Origin of the sequence: Bordetella genomosp. 5, from assembly GCF_002261315.1 — a bacterium.
GTDB lineage: Bacteria > Pseudomonadota > Gammaproteobacteria > Burkholderiales > Burkholderiaceae_B > Bordetella.
Map to the genome: position 1 here is coordinate 755,130 of NZ_NEVP01000001.1, position 20,446 is coordinate 775,575.

The following is a 20,446-nucleotide window of genomic DNA, read 5'->3' on the forward strand; positions in this document are numbered from 1 at the left end:
CCGCACCCCGGCTCGGACGGCCGCACTCAGGTCAGGCCGCGCGTGTCCTTCTCCGGCGCGGCGGCGCCCGGCGCAGCGGCGCCCGGCGCGGCGCCTCGTCCAGCCCGCTCATCGTGAGGGCGCGACGCGGCCACACCCCGGGAATGCCGCCTGCTAAGGCCCGCCGGATCGCCCAGGGCGGCCCGATCGGCTGACAACCTGTTGCGGGCGATTTCATTTCACCGCGATCGCCCGCTATTTTTCATCTCTCTGGGGGACAATAGGCGATTCTTATTGTGCCCTCGCGTCCGGAAGCCTCATGTCTGAACTCTCGCCCGCCCCGTCGTCGTCCCGCAGGAAGCGCATCATCGGGATCGTCGTCGTGCTGCTGCTGGTCGCGCTGGCCGCCTGGCTGATCTGGCGACCGGCCGCCGACGAGACCCAGCGAGGCCGCCGCGGCGCCATGTCGGGTGGGCCGGCGGGCATGATGAACATGGCCGTGCCGGTCAAGGTGAGCGCGGCGCGTTCTCAGGATTTCGACATCGTGCTGCGGGCGCTGGGCACCGTAACGGCCTACAACACCGTCACCGTGCGCAGCCGCGTCGAGGGCGAGCTGGTCAAAGTGAATTTCCAGGAAGGCCAGTTCGTGAACGAAGGCGAGGTGCTGGCCCAGGTCGACCCGCGGCCCTACGAAGTGGCGCTCGCCCAGGCGCAGGGCACTCAGATGCAGAACCGCGCGCAGCTCGAAAACGCCCGGCGCGATCTCACGCGCTACCAGACGCTCTTCAAGCAGGATTCGATCGCGCGCCAGCAGCTCGACACGCAGGCCGCGCTGGTGCGCCAGTACGAGGGCACGGTCAAGAGCGATCAGGCCGCGGTGGACAACGCCAAGCTGCAGTTGGCCTACTCCCGCATCACCGCGCCGATCTCCGGTCGCCTGGGCCTGCGTCAGGTCGATCAGGGCAACCTGATCTCCAGTGGCGACACGAATGGTCTGGTGGTCATCACCCAGACCGATCCCATCGCCGTGATCTTCACCCTGCCCGAGACCCAGCTGCCGGATGTGCTGGCGCAGCTGCGCGAGGGGCGCAAGCTGCAGGTCCAGGCCTACGATCGCGCCGACACCCGCATGATCGCCACGGGCGAACTCGAGACGGTGGACAACCAGATCGACGTCGCGACCGGCACCGTCAAGCTCAAAGCGCGCTTCGCCAATGCCGGGCAGACGCTGTTCCCCAATCAATTCGTCAACATCCGTCTGCTGGTCGAACGCCGCGCCAACGTGACCGCGATCCCGACGGTCGCCGTGCAGCAGGGGTCGGTCGGCTCGTTCGTCTTCCTGGTGCAGGCCGACAAGACCGCGGCCGTGCGGCCGGTCAAGCTGGGCACCATCGACCAGGGCTGGGTCGCCGTCAACGAAGGCCTGGCGCCGGGCGATCAGGTCGTGATCGAAGGCACCGACCGCCTGCGCACCGGCAGCAAGGTCGATGTGGTGGCGGGCGCCGACGCCAACGTCCCGGCCCTGCCGGGCGCATCGCTCGGCGCGGGCGCGCCGGCCGGCACCAATCCGTCCACGATCAAGCGGCCCGCCGGCGCGGGCAGGTAGACCGTCGTGAACCCATCGCGCCTGTTTATCCTGCGGCCGGTGGCCACCACCCTGGCGATGGTGGCCATTCTGATCGCCGGTCTGATCGCCTACCGCCTGTTGCCCGTCTCGGCCCTGCCCGAGGTCGACTATCCCACCATCCAGGTCGTCACGCTCTATCCCGGCGCGAGCCCGGACGTGATGACCTCCCTGGTGACCTCGCCGCTCGAACGGCAGTTCGGGCAGATGCCCGGGCTCAACCAGATGTCGTCGTCCAGCTCGGGCGGCGCTTCGGTCATCACCATGCAGTTCAGCCTGGACCTCTCGCTCGACGTGGCCGAGCAGCAGGTCCAGGCGGCGATCAACGCCGCATCCAATCTGCTGCCCAGCGATCTGCCTGTGCCGCCGACCTATAACAAGGTGAACCCGGCCGACGCGGCCGTGCTGACGCTCGCCATCACCTCGCCCACGATGCCCCTGCCGCAGGTGCGCGATCTGGTCGACACCCGGATGGCGCAGAAGCTCTCGCAGATCCCGGGCGTGGGCCTGGTCAGCGTGGCGGGCGGGCAGCGGCCCGCCGTGCGGGTGCAGGTCAATCCGAAGGCGCTGGCCTCGGCCGGCCTGGCGCTGTCCGATCTGCGCACGGCCGTGGTCGGCGCCAACGTCAATCAGCCCAAGGGCAACCTCGACGGGCCGTTGCGCTCGACCACGATCGACGCCAACAGCCAGCTCAAGACGCCCACCGATTACAACGACCTCATCATCGCCTATCGCAACAACGCGCCGCTGCGGCTGTCGGACGTGGCGCGGGCGGTCGAGGGCGCCGAGGACACGCGGCAGGCGGCCTGGGCCGGCGACAAACCCGCCATCCTGCTCAACATCCAGCGTCAGCCCGGCGCCAACGTGATCGACGTGGTCGATCGCATCTACACGCTGATCCCGCAGCTGCGCTCGGCGATGCCGGCCACGCTGGACCTGACGGTGGTGTCCGACCGCACCCAGACCATCCGTGACTCGATCAAGAGCGTGCAGCACGAGATGCTGCTTGCGGTCGGCCTCGTGGTGCTGGTGACCTTCGTGTTTCTGCGCAGCGCCACGGCCACGTTCATCCCGAGCGTGGTGGTGCCGCTGTCGCTGATCGGCACCTTCGGGATCATGTATCTCGCGGGGTTTTCGCTCAACAACCTCACCTTGATGGCCCTGACCATCGCCACCGGCTTCGTGGTCGACGACGCCATCGTGATGATCGAGAACATCGCGCGGCATATCGAGGAGGGCGAGAGCCCGTTGCACGCGGCGCTCAAGGGCGCCGCGCAGATCGGCTTCACGCTGATCTCGCTCACGCTGTCGCTGATCGCGGTGCTGATACCGCTGCTCTTCATGACCGAGGTCGTGGGTCGGCTGTTCCGCGAGTTCGCCGTCACGCTCGCGGTGGCGATCATGATCTCGCTGCTGATCTCGCTCACGCTCACGCCGATGATGTGCGCCCGTCTGCTCAAGCCCGAATCGCAGATGCAGTATGGCCGCTTCCATCGGACCACCGGCGCCTTCATCGACCGCGTGATCGCCCGCTACGACGCGATGCTGAAGGTGGTGCTCAACCACCAGGTGGCGACGCTGCTGGTGGCCGTGGCCACCTTCGCGATCACGGTGCTGCTGTACATCATGATCCCCAAGGGCTTTTTCCCGCAGCAGGACACCGGGCTGCTGCAGGCCATCACGCAGGGGCCGCAATCCACCTCGTTCGCGGCGATGTCGCAACGCCAGCAGCAGGCCGCAGCCCGCATCATGCAGGATCCCGCCGTGGCGGCGGTGTCGTCGTTCATCGGGGTCGACGGCAGCAATGCCACGCTGAACGCCGGCCGCATGCAGATCGCGCTCAAGCCGCAAGGCGAGCGGGACGGGCTGGCCGTGGTCACGCGGCGGCTGCAGGACGCCGTGCATGGCCTGAACAACGGCATCACCTTGTACGTGCAGCCGGTGCAGGATCTCACCATCGAAGATCGCGTGGCGCGCACGCAGTATCAGATGACGCTCTCCAACCCCGATCTCTCGGTGTTGAGCGAATGGGCGCCCAAGCTGGTCGAGAAGCTGCGCACCGTGCCCTTGCTGGCCGATGTGACGCACGACCTCCAGGACGAGGGCCTGCAGACCTGGGTGCAGATCGATCGCGACGCGGCCTCGCGGCTGGGCATCACGGCGGCCACCATCGACGAGGCGCTCTACGACGCCTTCGGCCAGCGGCTGATCACGACCATCTTCACGCAGTCGAATCAATACCGCGTGGTGCTCGAGGTGGAGCCGCAGTTCCGCGCGTCGGCCGCCGCGCTGGATCAGATCCGCGTGCCGACCTCTTCGGGCGGGCAGGTGCCGCTGTCGTCGGTCGCGCACGTGACCGAAGGCCGGACGGTGCTGGCGGTCAACCGGCTCAATCAATTTCCGATGACCACGCTGTCGTTCAATCTGGCGCCCGGCGCGTCGCTGTCCGATGCCGTGCAGGCCATCGTGGCCGCCGAGCACGAGATCGGCATGCCGGACGGCGTGGAGACGCGCTTTCAGGGCGCGGCGCTGGCGTTCCAGAGTTCGCTGTCGAGCACGCTATGGCTGATCCTGGCGGCCATCGTCACGATGTACATCGTGCTGGGCGTGCTCTACGAGAGCTATATCCATCCGATCACGATTCTGTCGACCTTGCCGTCCGCCGGCGTGGGGGCCCTGCTCGCCCTCATGCTCAGCGGCACCGACCTCGACATGATCGGCATCATCGGCATCATCCTGCTGATCGGCATCGTAAAGAAAAACGCGATCATGATGATCGACTTCGCCCTCGATGCCGAGCGCAAGCGCGGGCTGGCGCCGCGTGAGGCGATCCACGAGGCGGCGCTGCTGCGCTTCCGCCCCATCCTCATGACCACGCTCGCGGCGCTGTTCGGTGCGTTGCCGCTGATGCTGTCGACGGGCACCGGCGCCGAGCTGCGCCAGCCGCTGGGTCTGGTCATGGTCGGCGGCCTGCTGGTGAGTCAGGTGCTCACGCTCTTCACCACGCCGGTGATCTATCTGATGTTCGATCGCATGGCGCAACGCTGGCGCGGCGGCCAACCCGAGCGCGCGACGCGCGAACCGGCGCGGCCATGAACCTCTCGGCGCCCTTCATCGTCCGGCCGGTCGCCACCACGCTGCTGTGCCTGGGGCTGGTGCTGGCGGGCATCCTGGCGTTTCGCCTGTTGCCGGTGGCGCCGCTGCCGCAGGTGGATATCCCGACGATTTCGGTGAGCGCGAGCCTGCCGGGGGCGAGCCCGGAGACGATGGCCTCGAGCGTGGCCACGCCGCTCGAGCGTTCGCTGGGCAGCATCGCGGGCGTGACCGAAATGACGTCGCGCAGTTCGCAGGGCTCGACCCGCATCACGCTTCAGTTCGATCTGTCGCGCGATATCGACGGCGCCGCCCGCGACGTACAGGCCGCGATCAACGCGGCGCGTTCGCTGCTGCCGACCAGCCTGCGCAGCAACCCGACCTATCACAAGGCGAACCCCTCGGCCGCGCCCATCATGACGCTGGCGATGACCTCCGAGACGCTCACCCAGGGGCAGCTCTACGATCTGGCCTCGACCATCGTGGCGCAGAAGCTCGCGCAGATCAAAGGCGTGGGCGAGGTGACGGTGGGCGGCAGCTCGCTGCCGGCGGTGCGCGTGAGCCTGATTCCTGGCGCGCTCGCCAACCGCGGGGTGGCGCTCGACGAGGTCCGGCAGGCCCTGTCCAGCGCCAATGCCAACCGGCCCAAGGGCTTTCTGGAAAACGACGAGTATCACTGGCAGATCATGGCCAGCGACCAGCTCAACAAGGCCGAAGACTACCGCCCGCTGATCGTCGCGTGGCGTGATGGCGCGGCCGTGCGGCTGTCGGACGTGGCCACGGTCGAAGATTCGGTCGAGGATCTCTTCCAGACCGGCTTCTACAACGATCGCAACGCCATCATTCTGATCGTGCGGCGTCAGGCCGATGCCAACATCATCGAGACGGTCGACGAGGTGTATGCCCAGTTGCCGCAGCTCAGCGCGTTTCTGCCCGGCGACGTGAACATGGTGGTGGCGCAGGATCGCACGCCCAGCATCCGCGCCTCGCTGCACGAGGCCGAGCTGACCCTCGCGATCGCCGTCGGGCTGGTGGTGCTGGTGGTGCTGCTGTTCCTGCGGCGCTGGCGCGCGGCCATCATCCCGTCGGTGGCCGTGCCGGTGTCGCTGGTCGGCACCTTCTGCATCATGCATCTGTGCGGCTACACCCTGAACACGATTTCGCTGATGGCGCTGATCGTGGCCACCGGTTTCGTGGTCGACGACGCCATCGTGGTCCTCGAGAACATCATGCGCCACATCGAGCGGGGCATGAGCCCGATGCGGGCCGCGCTGCGGGGCTCGCGCGAGGTGGGCTTCACGGTGCTCTCCATGAGCCTGTCGCTGGTCGCGGTGTTCATCCCCATCTTGCTGATGGGCGGCATCATCGGGCGGCTGTTCCGCGAATTCGCCGTGACGCTGTCGGCGGCCATCCTGGTGTCGCTGGTGGTGTCGCTGACGCTCACGCCGATGATGTGCGCGCGGCTGCTGCGCGCCGAGCCCAAGCCGGGCCCCGAGCCGGACGCCGCGGCCGACGCGCCGCCGCGCCGATCGCGCTGGCGCGCCACGCGTGACGCCATCGGGCGCGGCTTCACCCGATTCTTCGACGGCATGGGCGCCGGTTATGCCCGCTCGCTGTCGTGGGCGCTCGCGCACGGCCGGCTGATGTTGCTGATCCTGGCCGGCACGATCGCGCTGAACGTCTACCTCTACAGCGCCGTGCCCAAGGGCTTCCTGCCGCAGCAGGACACCGGGCAGCTGCTGGGATTCTTCCGCGTCGACCAGGGCACCTCGTTTTCGGCCACCGTGCCCAAGCTCGAGTATTTCCGCAAGGTGATCCAGGCCGATCCGGCGGTGCAGAGCATCACGGCCTATGCCGGCGGGCGCGGCGGCAGCAACACCAGCTTTCTGCAGATCCAGCTCAAACCCCTGGCCGAGCGCGGCGTGAGCGCCGACACGGTGATCAATCGCCTGCGCGGCCGGCTGATGCGCGAGCCCGGCGCGCAGCTGTTCCTGGTGGCGCAGCAGGACATCCGCATCGGCGGCCGCCAAAGCACGGGCTCGTACGACTACACGCTGATGTCGGGCGACCTGCAGTTGCTGCGGACCTGGATGCCACGCGTGCAGCGCGCCATGAGCGAGCTGCCCGAGCTCGTCGACGTGGACGCCGATGTCGAGGACAAGGGCCGGCAGATCAACCTCGTGATCGATCGCGAGGCCGCGACGCGGCTGGGCATCGATATGTCGGCGATCGCGGCAGTGCTGAACAACTCGTACAGCCAGCGCCAGGTGTCGGTGATGTACGGCCCGCTGAACCAGTATCACGTGGTGATGGGCGTCGATCAGCGCTTCGCCGAAGACGCCGACTCGCTCAAGCAGCTTAATGTGGTGACGGCCGACGGCAGCCGCGTGCCGCTGTCGTCGTTCGCGCGCCTCGAGGTCGGCAATGCGCCGCTGTCGGTGAGCCATCAGGGGCTGTTCGTGGCCGATACGATTTCGTTCGGCACGGCGCCGGGCGTGTCGCTCGAGCAGGCCACGGCCGCGATCGACGCCGCGGTGGCCCGCATCGGCCTGCCGTCCGACCAGATCCAGGCGGGCTTCCAGGGCACCGCGGCCGAGCTTCAAAAAACGCTCGCGCGCCAACCCTGGCTGATTCTGGCGGCGCTGGTGGCGATGTATATCGTGCTGGGCATGCTGTACGAGAGCTTCGTGCACCCGCTCACGATTCTGTCGACGCTGCCCTCGGCCGGCATCGGCGCGCTGCTGGCGCTGATGCTGCTCAATACCGAGTTCACCCTGATCGCCTTGATCGGCGTGTTTCTTCTGATCGGCATCGTGAAGAAGAACGCCATCATGATGGTGGACTTCGCGCTCGACGCCGAGCGGCGCGAGGCCATGGCGCCGCGCGACGCGATCTACCAGGCCTGCCTCACGCGGTTTCGCCCGATCATGATGACCACGCTGGCGGCCATCTTCGGTGCGTTGCCGCTGATGCTCGCCACCGGCGCGGGCGTGGAAATGCGCCGGCCGCTGGGCATCACCATCGTGGGCGGTCTGGTACTGTCCCAGATCCTTACGCTCTACACCACGCCGGTGGTGTATCTCTATCTCGATCGTCTTCGTCTCTGGGCCGCCCGCCGCCGCGCCGGCACGGCCACTGTCCCGACCCCGCATCCATGACCCGACTTCACGCTTTCGCTTCCGTCCTCACGCCGCGCCTCGCGCCGCTGGCTTTGTGCGCGCTTCTGGCCGGTTGTGCGGTGGGCCCGGATTACCAGCGCCCGGCGATCGACGTGGGCACGGGTTTCAAAGAAGGCGAGGGCGTGGTGCCGGGCTGGAAGCCGGCGCAACCCGCCGATCAGGCCGATCGCGGACAGTGGTGGCGCGTGTATGGCGATGCCACGCTCGACGGCCTGATGGCCGACCTCGCGGCGTCCAACCAGAGCATCGTGCAGGCCGAGGCCAACTTCCGCCAGGCGCAGGCGCTGGTCGGCACGGCCCGCGCCAACTTCTTCCCCATCGTGGGCGCCAATGCCGGCGCCACGCGCTCGGGCAGCAGCGCGGGTTCGCAGTCGACCAGTGTCGGCTCCAATGTGGCGAACCAGTATTCGCTGAGCGGCAGCGTCAGCTGGGAACTCGACGTGTGGGGCCGCATCCGGCGCGAGGTCGAGGCGAGCCGCGCAACCGCGGCCGCCAGCGGCGCCGACCTTGCCGCCACGCGGCTGAGCGCGCAATCGGCATTGGTACAGAACTATCTCCAGCTGCGCATCCTGGACGAACAGAAGCGCCTGCTCGACGCGACCGTCGCGGCCTATGAGCGCTCGCTGCAGCTCACGCGCAACCGCTATGAGGCGGGTGTGGTGGGCAAGGCCGACGTGGCCGTCGCCGAGACGCAGCTCGAAAACACGCGCGCCCAGTCGATCGATCTGGACTGGCAGCGCGGGCAGTTCGAGCACGCCATCGCGGTGCTCGTGGGCCTGGCGCCGTCGCGCTTTGCGTTGCCGCCCGCCCCGTTCACGCAGCAGTTGCCCGAGATTCCGGTGGCGCTGCCCGCCACGCTGCTCGAACGCCGTCCCGACGTGGCAGCCGCCGAGCGCCGCGCGGCCGCCGCCAACGCGCAGATCGGCGTGGCCGTGTCGGCGTGGTTCCCGGAGCTGACGCTGTCGGCCTCGGGCGGTTTCCGCAGCGGCCAGTTCGCCGACCTGCTGACGGCGCCCGCGCGCTTCTGGTCGCTCGGCCCCGCACTGGCCATGACGATCTTCGACGGCGGCGCGCGCGAATCGCAGATCGCGGCCGCCCGCGCCGGCTACGATGCCCAGGCGGCCGCCTATCGGCAGAGCGTGCTGGTGGCGCTGCGCGAGGTCGAAGACTATCTGGTGCAGTTGCGTGTGATGGCGCAGGAGCAGGAGGTGCAGCGTCGCGCGCTCACGTCGGCCCGCGAATCCCTGCGGCTCACGCGCAATCAATACGAGGCCGGGCTGGTCGACTATCTGAGCGTGGCCGTGGTCGAGGCCACCGCGCTCAATGCCGAGCGCAATGCTTTGTCGCTGCTGGGCAACCGGCTCAACGCCAGCGTGCAGCTGATCGCCGCGCTGGGCGGCGGTTGGGAAGGTCTGCCGGAGGCCGACCGCTCGCCGCTGCCCACGCAGCCGGCGCCGCCGGTCGGCGCCGGGGCGCCGACACCGCCGACACCGACACCCGCCGCCGCACCGCGTTAAGGCGTTGCGGCATCGGCCGCCGCGGCGGCTGATGCCGCAACGGCCGTCGCGCGGCTGCTCCGTGCGGCTGCCTGGCGCGGCACCGGCACCGACGTCATTGCGCCGGCGCCAAGCGTCAGATCAGCCCGCGGATCCCCGCGATGCCATGTGCGCCATGCTGCTGCGCGTCGCGCAGCGTGGCGGCGCCTTGGCCGCCCAGCGCATAGACCGGCAGCCCCGCGTCGCGATTGTGCTGCACGAATCCGTCCCAGCCGATCGCCGGCTGACCGGGATGGCTAGCGGTGGGCAGTACGGGGCCCAGCACGGCGAAATCCGCGCCGAGGGTGCGCGCATGCACCACCTCGGCATTGTCGTGCGCGGAAACGCCGACGAGCGCGCCGTCGCCGAGCGCCGGGCGTTCGGACAGTGCCGCCGCATCGGCGGCGCGCAGATGCACGCCGTCGGCCTCGATCCACCAGGCCCGCGGATGCATGCTATTGACCAGGACGCGCGCGCCGGCCGCGCGGCAACGCTTGAGCGTGAGCTGAAGCGCCGCGTGCAGCGACGCCGCGTCGGCGCCTTCGGGCCAGCCGGGCTCGCGCCACTGCACGAGCTTGAGGCCGTCCGCGAGCGCGCGGTCCAGGCGTTCGAGCCAGGCCGGCAGCGCCTCGGGCGTGCCGATGGCGCTGATGCCGTAACGGGTGGGTAGCTGGAGCCAGCGCAGCGGCGGCAGCGTGGCCGGAAGCAGGTCGCCGACCTCGCCCGCGTGGGCCGGATCGACCCAGCGCAGGCTTTGGTTCTCGAGACCCGTCGGCTCGCCCTCCCAGCCCGTGACGTGGCAGAAGGCCAGGCGCACGGTGGTGTGGGGATAGGCGTGCACGTAGGTCACCCACGGCCGCGCCTCGGTCACGCGGATGCCCAGCTCTTCCTGCAACTCACGCGCGAGCGCCTGCAGCACCGTTTCGCCGGGCTCGAGCTTGCCGCCGGGGAGTTCCCACCAGCCCGACCACGGTTTGCCCTCGGGCCGCTGGCCGAGCAGCAACTGGCCGTCGGGCCGCAGGATCAGGCCCGCGGCGACATCGATGATCTTGTCAGACATGGCGGGCCGCCCAGTCACGCGCGAACTGATAGGCCACGCGGCCCGAACGCGAGCCGCGCTCGAGCGCCCACTGCAGGGCCTCGGTGCGGCTGGCTTCGATCTGCTCCGACGGGCAGCCGAGCTCGCGCAGCCAGTGATAGACGATGTCGAGGTAGTCGTCCTGGCGGAACGGATGGAACGACAGCCACAGCCCGAAGCGCTCGGACAGCGAGATCTTTTCTTCGACGGTCTCGCCGGGATGGATCTCGCCATCGGCCTGGTGGCGGGCCTGGAGGTTTTCGCTCATGTACTCGGGCATGAGATGACGCCGGTTGGAGGTGGCGTAGATCAGCACGTTGTCGCCGGAGGCCGACACCGAGCCGTCGAGCACCGACTTCAGGGCCTTGTAGCCGGCTTCTCCTTCCTCGAACGACAGGTCGTCGCAGAACACGATGTAGCGTTCGGCGCGCGGCGCGACCAGCTCGACGATATCGGGCAGGTCGCCGAGGTCGGCCTTGTCGACCTCGATCAGGCGCAGGCCGGCGTCGCCGTGCTCGGCCAGCATGGCCTTGACCAGCGAGCTCTTGCCGGTGCCGCGCGCGCCGGTCATCAGCACGTTGTTGGCGGGCTTGCCGGCGAGGAACTGGCGCGTGTTGCGTTCGATGATCTCTTTCTGGCGCTCGATGTGTTGCAGATCGCCGGTCTGGATGCGCGAGACATGGCGCACGGCATCGAGCCAGCCGCGCGCGCCGCGCTTGCGCCAGCGGTACGCATGGGCGGACCAGTCGATCTCGGGCGGGGCGGCGGGAAGCCAGGCCTCGAGCTGGGCGAGCACGCGCTCGGCGCGGGCCAGCAATTGGGTGAAGTCGGATGTGCTCACTGCGGAATTCCTGGTGGGGCGGCTCGAAGGGCACGCCGGCGGTTACGGACGGTCGTCTGCGCGGCCACGCAGGGGATGGGGTGGCAGGCGGACGGAACGCGCCGGCGGGGTACTGCGACGCGCTGCAAGCAGGGCCGGCGGGGGAGCCACGGATGGCTGGCTCTCCCGCCGGGGCGCGCCCTCACGACGGGCGCGGCATTCAGGGCCCCGGAGGGCGGCGATCAGGAACGGTAGTCGGCGTTGATGCTGACGTACTCGTGCGAGAAGTCGCAGGTGTAGACGGTCTCGGTGTGCTTGCCGCGGCCCAGCGAGATGCGCACCGCGATCTCGGCCTGCTTCATGACACGTTGGCCGTCGGCCTCCTGGTAGTCGGGATTGCGGCCACCGTCGAGCGCCACCAGCACGTCGTCGAGCCACAGGCGGATCTTGCTGACGTCGAGGTCGTCGATGCCGGCGTAGCCGATGGCGGCGAGGATGCGGCCCAGGTTGGGGTCGGAGGCGAAGAAGGCGGTCTTGACGAGCGGCGAGTGGGCCACGGCGTAAGCGACCTTGAGGGCCTCTTCGGCGTTGCCGGCGTCTTCGACGCGGATCGTCATGAACTTGGTGGCGCCTTCGGCGTCACGCACGATCTTCTGGGCCAGGTCGGTGGCGGCTTCGGCCAGCGCGGCGCGCAGCGCCGGGTAGTTGGCGTCGGATTCGCTCTCGACGGTCAGGCCGCTGGCCCCGGTGGCCATCACGATGAATGAGTCGTTGGTGGAGGTGTCGCCGTCGACCGTGATGCGGTTGAACGAGACATCGGCGATCTCGAGCGCCAGCTTGGACAGCAGCGGCTGGGCGATGCCGGCGTCGGTGGCCAGGTAGCTCAGCATGGTGGCCATGTTGGGGCGGATCATGCCGGCGCCCTTGCTGATGCCGGTGAGCGTGATGGTCTTGCCGCCGATAACGACGCGGCGCGAGTAGATCTTGGGCAGCGTGTCGGTGGTCATGATGCCGTGCGCGGCATTGAACCATTCGTTGGTGCCGAGCTTGGCGATCGCGCCCGGCAGGCCGGCCACCAGGCGGTCGAGCGGCAGCGGCTCGAGAATCACGCCGGTGGAGAAGGGCAGCACTTCGGCGGCCGACACGCCCAGCAGCTTGGCCAGCTCGGCGCAGGTGGCGCGGGCGTTGGCCAGGCCGGGCTCGCCCGTGCCGGCGTTGGCATTGCCGGTGTTGATGACCAGCGCGCGGATCGGGCCGCCGGCCGCGAGGTGGGCCTGGCAGACCTGCACCGGCGCGGCGCAGAAGCGGTTGCGGGTGAAGACGCCGGCCACGGTGGTGCCGGGCGCGAGGCGGAAGACGGTGAGGTCGCGGCGGTTGGCCTTGCGGATACCGGCCTCGGTGACGCCGATTTCAACGCCGGCAACGGAGTGGATGTCGGACTCGGAAGGAATCTGAAGATTAACGGCCATGTATCGTCTCGATGGGCTGGGCGATGAAAAAGCCGCGCCAGGGGCTGCGGCGGAGAATCTGTCTATTATCCCACCGCTGGCGCGACGGGCGTATGGCAGGGCAGGGTCAGGGGCCCAGGCGCACCGACGCGACGTCGAGAACGCCCGCCTCGCGGTTGGACAGGACGGCGCGCACCTCGCCGCCGGCGGCCTGCAGGACCGATTTGCCGGACGGGATGTCGGTGCCACCGGCGCGGCGCGCGCTGCGACCGCGCGAGGGCGAGAAGAGCAGGTCGCCGGGCTGGGCGCCGGGCACCTTGGGGCCGGCGCTGGCCACCCGCGTGCCGGCGGGATAGGTGACCTCGCCCAGCGTGGCCTCGCCCGCCAGCAGCCCTTCGAACGACAGGCGGCGGCGCTCCGGCGAGAGCCGCAGCTCGACCTTCAGGAGGGGCAATTGATCCACGCCGACCGCCTCGCTGCCATCCGTGCGCACCAGCCAGCCGGGCTCGTTGGCGCGGCTGGCGAGCCAGGCGCCGGCCGGCAGCGGTTTGGCCTCGACCTGGTTGCCGGCCGCGAGGTGGCAGCTCGCGAAGCGCGGCTGGCCATCCTGGATGCGGAACTCGAGCGGGTGGGTGTCCATGCAGGTCCAGCCTTCGATGCGCTGGTCGGTCGCCGTGGTGAGCGACCAGGTGTGGGCCGCGCCGGGCGCGGCGCCCTGATAGCGCGTCAGCGTGATGGCATCGACGCCCGCGACGCGCGTGGGCGCGGGAAAACGCGCCGAAATGAAGGTGTCGGGCTGCCCCGCGGTGCCGAGCCGCAGCTCGGTGCCGGCCGGCATGCGCACGCCGGCCAGCTCGGTGGCGGCGTCGAGCGTGAGGCGGCGCGCCGCCTCGGCGCGCGATTCGCGCTGCGCCTGCATCCAGGCGCTGATGTGCTGGACCGGAAATACGCCGCCCGCCAGCGCCAGCAGCGCCATGAGCGTGGGGCCGAGACGGCGGTGCTCGGCCAGCCAGAGGCGGCTGTCGGGATTGCGGACGAGCGACACGCACCACGTCAGCAGGGTGCTCAGGCAGATCAGCGAGATCGCCATGGCGACGTAGTGATTACCGCCAGGAATCGAGATGGGAACCATGGCGGATATTATGCGCCAATCGCGGCCCGGCACGCCGGCCCGCGAGGCGCGGCGTCACTCCGATTCGGCGCGGTGCGCCACCACCTGCAGCTTGAGCTCGCCCAGCGCCTTGAAGAGCGCATTGCGGCTTGCCTCGGGCAGGTCGCCGAACATGCCCTTGACCCACGACTCGTGGGCGCGCGCCATCTTGGAGAAGGCCTTCTTGCCCTGCGGGGTGAGCTTGAGCAGCGAGCTGCGGCGGTCGGACTCCACCTTGGTGCGCACCACCAGCCCTTCTTTTTCGAGCTGGTCGGTGATGCCGGTGATGTTGCCGTTGGTGACCATCATGTGGCGCGAGAGCTCGCCCATCTTCATGCCCTTGGGCGCGCGCTGCAGCTGCGCCATGAGGTCGAAGCGGGGCAGCGTGGTGTCGAATTCGGTGCGCAGGCGGCTGCGAATCTCGGATTCGATCAGGTTGCAGCAGGTGAGCATGCGCAACCACAGGCGCAGCGCGTGATGATCGTCGGGCGCGGCCCGCGTTTCCAGGTCGGGAGTATCGATCATGAAGATTGGTCTCGTTGCTGCGTGGAGGATGAGTCGGGAGGCGTGAGCCCCATCTGGGACAGCAGCGCGCGCGTGTAAGGCGCCGCGGGATCGTTGAGGCTCAACACGATATCGAAATGATTGGTGCCCGGCATGGGCACGTAGCTGCCCGCGAATCCGGCCGCCTGCCACGCCTCGAGGTAGGCGTGACTCTGGCGCTTGAACTCGTCGGTCTCGCTCTCGCCGTAGGTGACCAGCAGGGGGCAGCCGCCGGCGCGCGGCAGATGCAGCAGCGGGCTGTTGCGCTCGGCGTCGGCCGGGCTCAGATGCATCCATTCGTTGATATGGGTGTGCACGAGCGGACGCAGATCGAACAGGCCCGACATGGGCGCGGCGCCGCGCAGCACGGTCGGGGGCACGCCGTAGGCCGCGTGCCAGCCCTCGGCCAGCAGGGCGCCCACCAGATGGCCGCCCGCCGAGCTGCCGCAGGCGTGCAGGCGAGCGGGGTCGCCGCCCAGGCGGCCGATATGACGGTGCACCCACGCCAGCGCGCGGCGGTTCTGGTCGACGATGCGATCGAGGGTGACGGCGGGCGCGAGCGAATAATTCACGGCCACCACGATGGCGCCGGCCTGCGTGAAGAGCGGCGCCATGCTGCTCGAATCGCTCTTGGAAAGCAGGCGCCAGTAGCCGCCATGGATGAACAGCAGCACGGGCGCGCGGGCCGTCATCGTGGCGGGCAGGAAGATGTCGAGTGTCTCGTCGGGATGCTCGCCGTAGGCCACGTCGAGCTCGCAGCGCAGGGTCTCGCGCGCGATGCGGCTGTCGTCGGCGTAGCGCTTGAGTATCGGGTGGATGTCGGGTACTGTCGCGCGAGCGTTGTACTGCACATCCAGTGCCGCGCGGTCGTATTCGCGATACAGGGGGCGGGCGGAATCGGCCATGGCTTTCCGTGTAAACCGGTTTATTGGGATAAACCCTTTGGGGCAAACCCTAGACTTGTTTTGCTGAATACTTTAAACCTAAACTATGGCGCACGCCAGTTTCTTTTGTCCCGCGCGCATTGCCGGCGCGGTGGACAAGGTCAGGCCGGATCGCGGGGTTCCTCGAGGGCTCGCCGGCCGTTCTCCTTCGATGCTGGCGCGGGAAGCATCCATCTCCAAAAAAGGCCGTAATAAAAACCTGCCGCGCCCTGCGCAAGGAGCTCCACCATGCGTTTGATTCCTTCCCTCCTGGTTGCCGCGGCGTTGCTGCCCGGCGTGGCCAGCGCCGATGCCATCAAAGTGGGCATCGCCAACGACATCTCCGGTCCGTTCGCCGCGCTGGGCGCCGAAGCCCGCGACGGGTTCAACCTCGCCATCAAACAACTGGGCGGCAAGCTCGGCGGCCAGGAAGCCGAGTTCATCCAGACCGACATGGGCGGCAACCCCGACCAGGCCCGTCAGCTGGTCACGCGTTATATCCAGCGCGAAAAGATCGATTTCTTCACCGGCCCCATCGGCTCGAACGTGGCGCTGGCCGTCGGCCCGGCCCTGTTCGCGGCCAAGGTGCCGTTCCTGTCCAATAACCCCGGCCCCAGCCAGTATGCGGGCGCCCAGTGCAATAAGTTCTGGTTCGGCCTGTCTTATCAGAACGACGCCTTCCACGAAGCGGCCGGCAAGGTCGCGGCCGATCGCGGCTTCAAGAAGGTCTTCATCCTGGCCCCCGACTATCCGGCCGGCAAGGACGCACTCACCGGCTTCAAGCGCGGCTACAAAACGCCCGTCACCGAAGAGCTCTACACCAAGCTGGGCCAGATCGACTACGCCGCCGAGCTGGCGCAGATCCGCGCCGCCAAGCCCGACGCCGTCTACATCTTCCTGCCGGGCGGCATGGGCATCAACTTCGTCAAGCAGTTCGTCGCGGCCGGCCTGAACAAAGGCACCGCGCTCGTGGGCCCCGGTTTTTCGGCCGACGAAGACGTGATCCAGGCCGTGGGCGAGCCCATGATCGGCATGTACAACACCGCGCAGTGGGCGCACGACCTCGACGTGCCGCAGAACAAGCAGTTCGTCGAAGCGTTCCGCAAGGAATACAACAACCGCTACCCCTCGGTGTATGCCGCCCAGGCCTACGACGTGATCATGGCGATCGACGCCGCGGTCAAGCAGAGCGGCGGCAAGGCCAGCGATCGCGACGCCATCGTCGCCGCGCTCGCCAAGGCCGACTTCTCCTCGGTGCGCGGTCCGTTCACCTACGGCAAGAACCACTACCCGATCCAGCCTTACTACGTGCGCGTGGTCGACAAGGACGCCAACGGCAAGATCACCAACAAGCTGGTCGGCAAGGTGTTCGACAAGTACCAGGACGTGTACGTAGGCGAGTGCAAGCTGTGATGTCCGGCGCGCGCCGCTAGGGCGCGCACGGACGATCGCGCCGCCCGCCACGCGGGACGGGCGGCGCATCGACACGACACGCGGGCGCATCGACCGCCCGTGGCTTCGGGGGAAGTTTCATGACGTTCACGCTGGTCATCGAGCAACTGCTCAATGGACTGCAATTCGGCCTGATGTTGTTCCTGATCGCCGCCGGGCTCACGCTCGTCTTCGGCATCATGGACATCATGAATCTGGCCCACGGATCGCTCTACATGGCGGGCGCGTATGTCGCGGCCGAGACCATGCAGCGCACCGGATCCTTCGTGGCGGCCGTGCTGGTCGCCGCCATCGCCACCGGCCTGGTGGGCGCGATACTCGAATTGTTGCTGATCCGCCGCCTGGCGCTGCGGGATCACCTGGCGCAGGTGCTGGGCAGCTACGCCATCATCCTGATCGCCAACGACGTGATCAAGATGATCTGGGGCCCCGCCCCGATGATGCTGAACATGCCGTCCGAGCTGGCCGGCCCGGTGCGGCTGTTGCCCGACCTGCTTTATCCGGCCTATCGCCTGATGATCATCGTGTTCGGCCTGATGGCGGCCGCGGGCCTCTACTGGTTCGTCACGCGGACCCGCGCCGGCGTGCTGGTGCGCGCGGGCGCCTCCAATCGCCAGATGGCCACGCTCATGGGCGTGCGCGTGCCGATTCTGTTCCTCGGCGTGTTCGTGCTGGGTGCCATGCTGGCGGCCGTGGCGGGCGCCTTGCTCGGGCCGGTCACCGCGGTGCAGATCGGCATGGGCGAAGAAATCCTGATCCTGGTGCTGGTCTGCATCGTGATCGGCGGGATCGGCTCGATACGCGGCGCCTTCGTGGGCGCCTTGCTGGTCGGGATGGTCGACACCGCCGGCCGCGCGTTTCTGCCGATGCTGCTGCGTCAGGTGTTCTCGCCGGCGGTGGCGTCCAGCGTGGGCCCCACGCTGGCGGCCATCCTGATTTATGTGTTGATGGCCGGGATCCTCGTATTCCGTCCGTCGGGTCTGTTTCCGGCGCGCGGGTGAAGCATGCGTAGATCTCTGTACTGGACTCTCGCCCTGCTGGTGGCGCTCGCGGTGTTTCCGCTGGTGGCGCCGGCGCTGGGCCTCGATTTCTATATTTCGTTCGTGCGGCGCGTGCTCATCTACGCGCTGGCCGCGACCAGCCTGAACCTGATCCTGGGCTATGGCGGCATGGTGGCGCTGGGGCATGCGGCGTTCTTCGGCGCGGGCGCCTATGCCGTGGGCATCCTGCAGTCGATGGGCGTCAACAGCGCGCTGATCGTCTGGCCCGCGGCCATGCTGCTGGCCGGCGTGCTGGCCTGGATCACCGGCGCCATCTCGCTGCGCACGCGGGGCGTCTACTTCATCATGATCACGCTGGCCTTCGCCCAGATGGTCTATTACATCTTCATCTCGTTGCGCCAGTACGGCGGCGAAGACGGCCTGAACCTGTCCGGCTACTCTCAACTGCCGCTGCTCGATCTCTCCAGCGACGTCACGTTCTACTACGTGGTGCTGGTACTGTTCGCGCTGCTGCTGTTCGTGTTCAACCGGCTGGTCGACGCGCGCTACGGCGCCGCGCTGCAGGGCATCCGCGAAAACGAATCGCGCATGGAGTCGCTGGGCTATCCGGTCTACCGCATGAAGCTCACGGCCTTCGTGATCAGCGGCGCGGTCGCGGGCCTGGCGGGTGCGCTGCTGGCCAATCACAACCTCTTCATCTCGCCCAGCCTCATGCACTGGACCCAATCGGCCAATCTGCTGATCATGGTGCTGGTGGGTGGCATCGGCCTGCGCTATGGCGGCGTGGCCGGCGCGGCCGTGATGCTGACGCTCGAAGAGGTGCTGCGGCTCTGGACCGAATACTGGCACCTGCCCCTGGGCCTGCTGTTGCTCGGCGTGGTGCTGGGTGCGCCGCGCGGCCTGGCCGGCCTGGTCGGCCCCTGGTTCGCCGGCCGTGCGCCGGTGGCCGGCGCCTCTCAACCCGCTAGGAGAGCGTGATGACGACTTCCCCCGCCACGCCCGCCCTGCGGGCCACCGGGCTGGTGCGCCGCTTCGGCGCGCTGCTGGCCACGGATCAGGTGTCGCTGGAGCTCGCGCCCGGTGAGATCCATGCGCTGATCGGCCCCAATGGCGCCGGCAAATCCACGCTGATTCACTTGTTGTCCGGCACGCTCGAAGCCGATGCCGGCACGCTGCATCTGGGCTCCACCGACGTGTCCGCCATGACCGCGCACGAACGCGTCGAGGCTGGACTGTCGCGCTCGTATCAGATCACGAACATCTTCCGCACCTTCAGCGTGCTCGATAACCTTCTGCTCGCGGTGCAGGCGCATGCCGGCAGCAGCTTCCGCTTCTGGCGGCCGCGCGCCTCCGAGACGGCGCTGCACGACGCGGCACACGAGCTCGCGCGTGAATGCTGCATCGATGCCGCGCTGTTCGACCGTCCGGCCGGCACGCTGCCGCACGGCGAGCAGCGCAAGCTCGAGTTCGCGCTGGCGCTCGCCGCGCGGCCGAGCGTGCTGTTGCTCGACGAGCCGATGGCCGGCATGGGCCCCGACGAAACGCTGCGGCTCACCGAGCTCATCGAAAGCATGCGCGGCCGCGCCGCCATGCTGCTGGTCGAGCACGACATGCAGGCGGTGTTCCGCCTGGCCGACCGCATTTCCGTGCTGGTCTATGGCCGCGTGATCGCCACCGGCACCCCGGACGAGATCCGGACCAATCCCGACGTGCGCCAGGCCTACCTCGGCGATGATGAAACGGAGGCCGTATGCTGAAGATCCAGGCCGCCGAGAGCGGCTACGGCGCCAGCCAGGTGTTGTTCGGCGTCGACCTCGAGATCGGCGCGGGCCAGGTCGTGACGCTGCTCGGGCGCAACGGCATGGGCAAGACCACGCTGCTGCGCACCCTGTTCGGCCAGCTGCCGCTGCGAGCCGGCGACATTCATTTTGGCGGGCAGAAGCTCAACGGCTGGCAGCCCGACCGCATCGCGCGGGCCGGCATCGCGCTGGTGCCCGAAGGGCGGCAGTGCTTCCCCAATCTGAGCGTGCGCGAGCACCTCACCGCGTTCGTCGCCGCCCGCAATCCCGATATCCGCGAGCCCTGGACACCCGAACGCGTGTTCGAGCTGTTTCCGCGCCTGGGCGAACGGGCGCGCAACATGGGCAACCAGCTGTCGGGCGGCGAGCAGCAGATGCTTGCCATCGGACGCGCGCTGGTGACCAATCCGCGCCTGCTCATTCTCGACGAGGCCACCGAGGGCCTGGCGCCGCGCATCCGCGAGGAAATCTGGGCCTGCCTGGGCCGGCTGCGCGCTGCGGGCCAGACCATTCTGGTGATCGACAAGTATGTGGAGCGGCTGCTCAAGCTGGCCGACCGGCACGTGATTCTCGAACGCGGCAAGGTGGTATGGACCGGCGACTCGGCCGCGCTCGACGCGGACCGCTCGCTGTGGGAGCGTTATCTCGGGGTGTGAGTCCTGACCCGGGCGCGATCGCCCACAAGCTGTCCCTGTTTGTCCCGCCGGCCCGGCGCGGCAGTCCGAGCGCCCCGGTGCCTCGGGCGGCCGCGCCGGGCCGGTGTCATTCGGGCCCGCGCTGCACGCGCCGCGGGCCCGGCGAGGCCCCGATTCAGAGGCGCGT

The 20,446-nt window shown here is 68.6% G+C and carries 15 protein-coding genes; 9 read left to right on the forward strand and 6 right to left on the reverse strand.

What is annotated here, in order from left to right; all coding sequences use genetic code 11:
- The first annotated feature begins 298 nt into the window (after nt 1-298).
- From CAL25_RS03505 to CAL25_RS03520, 4 genes are read left to right on the forward strand one after another with little or no spacing between them, the layout of a single operon-like run.
- On the forward strand, nt 299-1,585 hold the full coding sequence (locus CAL25_RS03505) for an MdtA/MuxA family multidrug efflux RND transporter periplasmic adaptor subunit (RefSeq protein WP_094798526.1): 1,287 nt from the start codon (nt 299-301) through the stop codon (nt 1,583-1,585).
- A 6-nt stretch (nt 1,586-1,591) separates the two neighbouring features.
- Nucleotides 1,592-4,699: an MdtB/MuxB family multidrug efflux RND transporter permease subunit gene (locus CAL25_RS03510; protein WP_094798527.1), complete on the forward strand. Its 3,108-nt coding sequence runs from the start codon at nt 1,592-1,594 to the stop codon at nt 4,697-4,699.
- Entirely contained in the window at nt 4,696-7,854 is a 3,159-nt protein-coding gene (locus CAL25_RS03515; protein ID WP_094798528.1) for a multidrug efflux RND transporter permease subunit, read from the forward strand. Before CAL25_RS03510 ends, CAL25_RS03515 begins: the two co-directional genes overlap by 4 nt.
- Nucleotides 7,851-9,392: an efflux transporter outer membrane subunit gene (locus CAL25_RS03520; RefSeq protein ID WP_094798529.1), complete on the forward strand. Its 1,542-nt coding sequence runs from the start codon at nt 7,851-7,853 to the stop codon at nt 9,390-9,392. Before CAL25_RS03515 ends, CAL25_RS03520 begins: the two co-directional genes overlap by 4 nt.
- Nucleotides 9,393-9,507: 115 nt before the next feature.
- Here the strand turns inward: CAL25_RS03520 and CAL25_RS03525 are convergent, their stop codons facing one another.
- The 6 genes from CAL25_RS03525 to CAL25_RS03550 all read right to left on the reverse strand — a co-directional run bounded on the left by CAL25_RS03525 (nt 9,508) and on the right by CAL25_RS03550 (nt 15,354).
- The gene (locus CAL25_RS03525; protein WP_094798530.1) at nt 9,508-10,470 is read right to left on the reverse strand and encodes a Nudix family hydrolase; all 963 of its coding nucleotides are present in this window, start codon (nt 10,468-10,470) and stop codon (nt 9,508-9,510) included.
- Entirely contained in the window at nt 10,463-11,329 is an 867-nt protein-coding gene (locus tag CAL25_RS03530) for an ATP-binding protein (RefSeq protein ID WP_094798531.1), read from the reverse strand. Before CAL25_RS03530 ends, CAL25_RS03525 begins: the two co-directional genes overlap by 8 nt.
- 221 nt (nt 11,330-11,550) lie before the next feature.
- A complete protein-coding gene (gene argJ / locus CAL25_RS03535) occupies nt 11,551-12,777 on the reverse strand; it encodes a bifunctional glutamate N-acetyltransferase/amino-acid acetyltransferase ArgJ (RefSeq protein WP_094798532.1) in 1,227 nt (408 codons plus the stop codon).
- Between the two features lie 106 nt (nt 12,778-12,883).
- On the reverse strand, nt 12,884-13,888 hold the full coding sequence (locus CAL25_RS03540) for a hypothetical protein (protein ID WP_094798533.1): 1,005 nt from the start codon (nt 13,886-13,888) through the stop codon (nt 12,884-12,886).
- Nucleotides 13,889-13,942: 54 nt separating this feature from the next.
- A complete protein-coding gene (locus tag CAL25_RS03545; RefSeq protein WP_094798534.1) occupies nt 13,943-14,431 on the reverse strand; it encodes a MarR family winged helix-turn-helix transcriptional regulator in 489 nt (162 codons plus the stop codon).
- A complete protein-coding gene (locus CAL25_RS03550) occupies nt 14,428-15,354 on the reverse strand; it encodes an alpha/beta hydrolase (protein ID WP_094798535.1) in 927 nt (308 codons plus the stop codon). The genes CAL25_RS03545 and CAL25_RS03550 overlap by 4 nt, the downstream gene beginning before the upstream one ends.
- Before the next feature lie 267 nt (nt 15,355-15,621).
- Here CAL25_RS03550 and CAL25_RS03555 point away from each other — a divergent pair, with 267 nt between their 5' ends.
- The 5 genes from CAL25_RS03555 to CAL25_RS03575 all read left to right on the forward strand — a co-directional run bounded on the left by CAL25_RS03555 (nt 15,622) and on the right by CAL25_RS03575 (nt 20,280).
- Complete coding sequence (locus CAL25_RS03555) at nt 15,622-16,785, forward strand: ABC transporter substrate-binding protein (protein WP_094798536.1); 1,164 nt, start codon at nt 15,622-15,624, stop codon at nt 16,783-16,785.
- A 119-nt stretch (nt 16,786-16,904) separates the two neighbouring features.
- On the forward strand, nt 16,905-17,825 hold the full coding sequence (locus tag CAL25_RS03560; protein ID WP_094798537.1) for a branched-chain amino acid ABC transporter permease: 921 nt from the start codon (nt 16,905-16,907) through the stop codon (nt 17,823-17,825).
- Between the two features lie 3 nt (nt 17,826-17,828).
- Entirely contained in the window at nt 17,829-18,803 is a 975-nt protein-coding gene (locus CAL25_RS03565; protein ID WP_094798538.1) for a branched-chain amino acid ABC transporter permease, read from the forward strand.
- Entirely contained in the window at nt 18,803-19,582 is a 780-nt protein-coding gene (locus CAL25_RS03570; protein WP_094798539.1) for an ABC transporter ATP-binding protein, read from the forward strand. The genes CAL25_RS03565 and CAL25_RS03570 overlap by 1 nt, the downstream gene beginning before the upstream one ends.
- On the forward strand, nt 19,576-20,280 hold the full coding sequence (locus CAL25_RS03575) for an ABC transporter ATP-binding protein (RefSeq protein WP_094798540.1): 705 nt from the start codon (nt 19,576-19,578) through the stop codon (nt 20,278-20,280). Before CAL25_RS03570 ends, CAL25_RS03575 begins: the two co-directional genes overlap by 7 nt.
- The last annotated feature ends 166 nt before the right edge of the window (nt 20,281-20,446 follow it).